Below are 4,059 nucleotides of genomic sequence, written 5' to 3'. Positions count from 1 at the left end.
CATTGGGGGGTTTGTCGGGGTGGGCGTCGGGTTTTTTTTTCATCTGTTCGCCCCCCGGGGGGGGGGGGGGGGGGGGCCCCCCCCCCCCCCCCGCCTTGTCGTCTCTCAGCCCTGCACGTTCCAGCGGACCGGGTCCTCGGCCTTCTCCGGCCGGTCCCGCCCGGGATCGGTCTCGGTCAGCGCGACGCGCTCGTCCGGGCGAACGGCGGGTGGCAACTCCCCGAACCGGATGTGGCGCAGGAACGCGTACTCGTCCTCGGTGAACGGTTGCTCGGCCATCGGCACCCCCTCCTACCCCGCCATTGTCCGCCGACGGGCGCTCCCCAGCACCGGTCTGTCGGCTGACAGCGCCCTCGACCTTCGGGTGCGGTGGGCGGCACATCGCGTAGAGCATCCTAGGATCCTGGGTGTATGGCCAGAAGCGGCGTGCGCCGTCGGCACGGGCGGGCGGGCGGGCGGGCGGGCGGGCGGGCGGGCGGGCGGGCGCAGAACAACAGGCGGGCCGGAGCGGGCGCAAGCCACACGGGCCCGACGAGCGAGCGGGCGCGGGCGAGGCGGGGCGGCCGGCGGGCCGCCTGTGCTCAGCGGTGAACGCTGGTAGCGGGTCGACGCGGAGCGGGCAGGCGGTCAAGCACCGCGAGCGCCGCCCGGATCGGTCGGCGTCGCAGCATCTCGTCGAAGCTCGCCCGGCCCTGACAGAAACGGACGAACATCCGCCAGCCCGGCGGGGTCGCCAACAGCGCGTGGAACACCTCCGGGCGGCGGGTGAACAGGTCCAGCAGCCGGTACCCCGCCCGCATCTCCGGCGTCAGGCACGCGCCGACCGCCCGCTCGTACCCGGCCAGATCACCGTCGGCGACCGCCGCGCCGGCCATCTCCCCGGAGCGCAGCGCGAAGCTGATGCCCTCGCGGCTCCACGGCTCCAACAGCCCGGCGGCATCCCCCACCACCAACACCCGGCCGTTACGCAGGGGCGAGTCCTCCTCGCGGCAGCGGGTCAGGTGACCTGAGTCGTGCTCAGCCGGCATGCCGGTCAGGCCCAACCGGTCGACGAACTGCCGCAGGTAGGCGCGCGTCCCCTCCCCCGCGCCGCGACCCGCGATCACCCCGACCGTGAGCCGGTCGCCCTTCGGGAACACCCAGGCGTACGAGCCCGGCATCGCCCCCCAGTCCAGCAGCAGTCGCCCGCGCCAACGCTCCTGCTCGGCGGGCGGCACCGGAACCTCCAACTCCAGCCCCAGATCCACCTGTCGGTAACGCACACCCACGTGTCGGGCGGTCACCCCCGAGGAGCCGTCCGCGCCGATCACCGTGCGGGCCGCGATCGTCGTACCGTCGGCCAGCCGCAGGCGTACCCCCTCGGGGTCCTGCTCTATCGCGCGGACCGCGACCTGCTCCCGCATCTGCGCGCCGGCGGCGACCGCCGCCGCGCGCAGCCGGTCGTCGAACTCCTCGCGGCGCACCATGGTCACCACCGGACTGCCGTTGCGGCGGGTGAACTCCCGCCGGCCGTCGCGGGTGAACGTCACCCGGTCCACCCGGTCGTGCGCGGGCACCTCGATGCGGCCACGCACGGCCGCAAGCGACGTGCCGATCAGGCCACCACCGCACGTCTTGTACCGCGGGTGCGCGGCCCGCTCGACCACCAGCGTACGAACGCCGGCGCGGGCCGCGGCGTGTGCCGCGGAGAGCCCGGCGGGGCCGGCGCCGACGACGACGAGATCCCAGACGATCACGGTTGCAGCCTAGGGCACGCCCCGCCGCGCGGCCCGAGCACGGCACGCTGCCCAACCGCCCGAACGAGTGGGCATCTTCGGTCAGGCAGGGGGTAACCGACGCGGCGCGACCGTCCGCGCGGAGCGGACGGGCAAAGGAGGAGATCATGCAGCAGGTGCAGCTGTCGGAGATCGAGCAGCGGGTGTACCAGGCGGTCACCGCACTCGAAGCACGTGGCCAGGTGCCCTATCCGGACCTGATCGCCGAAGAATCCGGACTGACCGACGAGCAGGTGCACACGCCACTGCACCAACTCACCGAGAAGGGCCTGCTGCACCGCGAGGACTCGCCGATGGCCGGCCTCGACTTCGGCCCCCGGTTCTGCGCCCGCCAGATGGCGTGACACACGGCACCACCCGCGACGGTTCGCCTCCCGTTGACCGGGGTAGCGGTCAGAGATGCATGATCGACGGTCAACGGGGGGCACGATGAGCGCGGCGAGCGAGCCGCAGCCGGTCGACGCGGCCGAGAATCGCAGGCGCTGGCAGGCCGTCGGAGTCGGGCTGGTCGCCGCGTTCATGACGCTGCTCGACGTGAGCATCGTCAACGTCGCGGTGCCGTCCATCGACCGCGCGCTGAACGCCTCCCCGAGCGACCTGCAGTGGGTCCTCTCCGGGTACGCGCTCACCTTCGGGCTGGTGCTCGTACCCGCCGGCCGCTTCGGTGACTTCCGCGGTCGGCGCAACGCGTTCGTCTTCGGCATCGCGCTGTTCACCCTGACCAGCGCGCTCGCCGGCCTGGCCACCTCCCCCACCTGGCTGGTCGCCGCCCGACTGCTGCAGGGCGCCGCCGCCGGCATCATCAACCCGCAGGTGATCGGGTTGATCCAACAACTGTTCCGGGGGCCGGAACGAGCCCGCCCGTTCGGGTTGCTCGGCGCGACCATCGGCATCTCCACCGCCGTCGGACCGCTGCTCGGCGGGCTGCTCATCGCCCTGGGCGGCGAGGAGCACGGCTGGCGGTGGGTCTTCTTCGTCAACGTGCCCGTCGGCATCGTCGCGGTGATCCTCGGGTGGCGGCTGCTGCCCGGCCGCCCCGAAGGGCAGCCCGGTCGGCGTCGACTCGACCCGGTCGGTGTGCTGCTGCTCGGCGTCGGCGTCGTGCTGGTCCTGCTGCCACTCGTGCAGGAACAACAGTGGCGTACGCCCTGGAAGTGGGCGCTCATCCCGGCCGGCCTGGCGGTGCTCGTCGCCTTCGGCCTGTGGGAACGGTGGTACGCGCGACACCAGGAACCGCTGTTCGACCTGCGCCTGTTCACCTTCCAGTCGTACACACTCGGGTCGCTCATCGCGCTCATCTACTTCGGCGGCTTCACCGCGATCTTCTTCATCTTCACCCTGTTCCTGCAGAACGGACTCGGCTACAGCGCGCTCGTCGCCGGACTCGCCATCACCCCGTTCGCCCTCGGATCCGCCGCCGCGTCCGCGCTTGGTGGACGCATCGTCAACCGCTTCGGCCGTCCCCTGGTCGCCATCGGCCTGCTCGGCGTGGTGATCGGTCTGACCGCGACAGTGCTCGCACTCCGCCTCGCGCCGGACGCCCCCGCGCCGTGGGTCACCGCCGCACCACTGCTCGTCGCCGGCATCGGCAGCGGTCTGGTCATCGCCCCCAACCAGACGCTCACCCTCGCCCAGGTGCCGGTCCCCCAGGCGGGCAGCGGAGCCGGCATGCTCCAGACCGGTCAGCGGATCGGCGCGGCGGCAGGCATCGCGGCGGTCGGCTCGATGTTCTTCTCCTCGCTCGCCGACAGTCACGGCAACTGGACGTCGGCCTTCGAGAAATCGCTACTGCTCGCGACGGGGATCATCGCGCTCGCGCTGGTCGCCGCCCTGATCGACATCCTCCGCCGTCACCACGACTGAAAATCCCAGGTGTACGCGCACCGCCAGGCCCGTCACCCGCCGCCCACGGACCGCCCCCCTCAGCGGCGGCACCCGGGCCGCCCACCGACCAGGCGGCACGCAACGGCCCGACACCCGCGCCGCCACCGACCGGCCGGCGCCCATCGGCCCGGCCGCCCCCGGCAGGTACGCGGACACGAGATCTTGGACAGTTTCCGTTCGGAGGCGGGCTCAACCGATGGTTGCAACACCATTCCGTTTTCTTCGTTGGGGTGGTTATGGCGTCGGCGGGTTGGTGGGTCGGGCCGGATATGCCGCTGGCCGGCACCCGGGTTCGGGTGCCGGCCAGTCGGTCGGGGTCGTGCGGTGGGTCAGCTGTTCCAGTGCTGGCCGACCAGGTCGGTGGCCTGCTGCTCCCACTGGGCGTAGGCGTCGGGGTAGG

General features: G+C 72.5%; 4 protein-coding genes. 2 read left to right on the top strand and 2 right to left on the bottom strand.

Features of this window, described 5'->3' with window-relative positions; translation table 11 throughout:
* Positions 1–105 precede the first annotated feature (105 nt).
* Together ACLQ26_RS32990 and ACLQ26_RS32985 are read right to left on the bottom strand one after the other, a co-directional pair.
* On the bottom strand, positions 106–279 hold the full coding sequence (locus ACLQ26_RS32990; RefSeq protein ID WP_358101717.1) for a hypothetical protein: 174 nt from the start codon (positions 277–279) through the stop codon (positions 106–108).
* Positions 280–581: 302 nt separating this feature from the next.
* Entirely contained in the window at positions 582–1,736 is a 1,155-nt protein-coding gene (locus ACLQ26_RS32985) for a geranylgeranyl reductase family protein (RefSeq protein ID WP_425748270.1), read from the bottom strand.
* 146 nt (positions 1,737–1,882) lie between these two features.
* On the opposite strand from ACLQ26_RS32985, the gene ACLQ26_RS32980 reads away from it, so the two are divergent.
* Positions 1,883–2,119 carry a hypothetical protein gene (locus ACLQ26_RS32980; RefSeq protein WP_358143331.1) on the top strand — a complete coding sequence of 79 codons (237 nt, stop codon included), beginning with the start codon at positions 1,883–1,885 and terminating at the stop codon, positions 2,117–2,119.
* A gap of 85 nt (positions 2,120–2,204) precedes the next feature.
* The gene (locus ACLQ26_RS32975; protein WP_425748269.1) at positions 2,205–3,638 is read left to right on the top strand and encodes an MFS transporter; all 1,434 of its coding nucleotides are present in this window, start codon (positions 2,205–2,207) and stop codon (positions 3,636–3,638) included.
* The last annotated feature ends 421 nt before the right edge of the window (positions 3,639–4,059 follow it).

This window comes from Micromonospora sp. DT43 (assembly GCF_049841645.1).
In the GTDB taxonomy this organism is placed as follows: domain Bacteria; phylum Actinomycetota; class Actinomycetes; order Mycobacteriales; family Micromonosporaceae; genus Micromonospora.
The sequence above is the reverse complement of the archived record's forward strand: the minus strand, read 5'-3'. Positions and strand labels throughout refer to the sequence as shown.

Bases quoted from the DNA above. Each gene is read 5' to 3' on its own strand.
- ACLQ26_RS32975 (WP_425748269.1), top strand. From the start codon at position 2,205: ATGAGCGCGGCGAGCGAGCCGCAGCCGGTCGACGCGGCCGAGAATCGC.
- ACLQ26_RS32990 (WP_358101717.1), bottom strand. From the start codon at position 279: ATGGCCGAGCAACCGTTCACCGAGGACGAGTACGCGTTCCTGCGCCAC.
- ACLQ26_RS32980 (WP_358143331.1), top strand. From the start codon at position 1,883: ATGCAGCAGGTGCAGCTGTCGGAGATCGAGCAGCGGGTGTACCAGGCG.